Source organism: Bifidobacterium sp. (assembly GCF_050874245.1).
Lineage (GTDB): Bacteria > Actinomycetota > Actinomycetes > Actinomycetales > Bifidobacteriaceae > Bifidobacterium.
Genome location: NZ_JBNMKH010000196.1, coordinates 1 through 1308, shown reverse-complemented (window position 1 = coordinate 1308; position 1308 = coordinate 1). Strand labels below are relative to the sequence as shown.

At 62.7% G+C, this 1308-nt stretch carries 2 protein-coding genes; one reads left to right on the top strand and one right to left on the bottom strand.

The genetic code is table 11. From position 1 onward, the window contains the following. On the top strand, window positions 1-1034 hold a 1034-nt coding region (locus ACR0P8_RS09835; protein WP_432624867.1), incomplete at its 5' end, for a beta-galactosidase. Window positions 1035-1210: 176 nt separating this feature from the next. Here ACR0P8_RS09835 and ACR0P8_RS09830 read toward each other — a convergent pair. Then, window positions 1211-1308, bottom strand: a 98-nt coding sequence (locus ACR0P8_RS09830; protein WP_432624868.1) for an LPXTG cell wall anchor domain-containing protein, incomplete at its 5' end; no start/stop codon positions are given.

Here is a 1308-nt window from a genome sequence, read left to right as displayed (position 1 = left end):
GCTGGCAGGCCGTGGCCCATGGCGCCGACACCGTGCAGTTCTTCCAGATGAAACAGTCCATCGGCGGCTGCGAACGTTTCCACGGCGCGGTCATCGCGCACGACGGCACCGAGGAATCCCGCGTGTTCAAGGAGACCGCGGCCTTGGGCGAGGAGCTGGACCGTATCGGCGGGCGGATCATGGGATCGCGCATCGAATCGCGCGTGGCCATCATGTTCGACTGGCAGAGCTACTGGTCGCTTGAGGGCTGCGTGGGCCCGACCGCCGGCTTCAACTATCCGAACGAGGTGCATCGCTTCTATCGCGCGCTGTGGCGTCGCAACGTGCCGGTCGATTTCATCGAAAGCACGGCATCGCTCGATGATCTCAAGAAGTACGATCTGGTCATCGCGCCGGCGCTCATCACCGTGTTTCCGGGCGTGGCGGAAACACTGGAATCGTATGTGGCCGACGGTGGCAGCTTCATCACCGGTTACATGGCCGGCATCCACGATGAGCATGATCTCGTGGTACCTGGCGGCTACCCGGGCAAGCTGCGCAGGCTCATGGGCGTGTGGGTCGAGGAGATCGACGCGCTCGCACCTGACGAGACCATCGAAGTGCATGGCGATGTGGTCGACGCCAAGGGTGAGATCGTGGCGAGCATCATCCACCGTGAGGGAGCGGAACGGCTTGCCTCGTACGGTGGCAACGAATTCTATGCCGGCCATTCCGCGCTCACCGTCAACAGGTACGGCAAAGGCAAGGCCTATTTCGTCGGCACCCCGTTGGACGAGACCGGCATGAGCGCCTTCATGGCGCCGATCATCCAGCAGCTCGATCTGAAGCCGCTTGACACCCCGGAGGATGTGAGCCTGTCCATCCGCCATGCCGACGACGGCACGCGGTATGCGTTCCTCATCAACCAGTCGGCCAATGCCAAGCAGCTGTGCCTTGGCGAGCTCAACGGCGGTACGGAGCTGTTGACCGGCGCCGTCATCGACGATCTGATCAAGCTTGAACCGTACGGCGTGGACGTGATCGCATTGCGTTGATTGCGTCCGACGGACTGCATTGCGAGGAGCGGGATGGTTCCGTCTGATGTTGTCCGAGTATGAAGGAAGGCCGATGTCCTTGGTGGACATCGGCTTTCCTTCATACTCGTGAACCGACGGCGTAGCCGCGTCGGCATTCAGCCGTTCGGCGGATGCCTGCGATCACGCCGACGGATTTACGCCTGCCTCTTCTTCAGCAGAAGAGCGACGCCTGCGATCAGCGCCACGGCCGCGGCAACAGCCATGCCGAGCACGGAGGAGCCGGTGGAAGGCG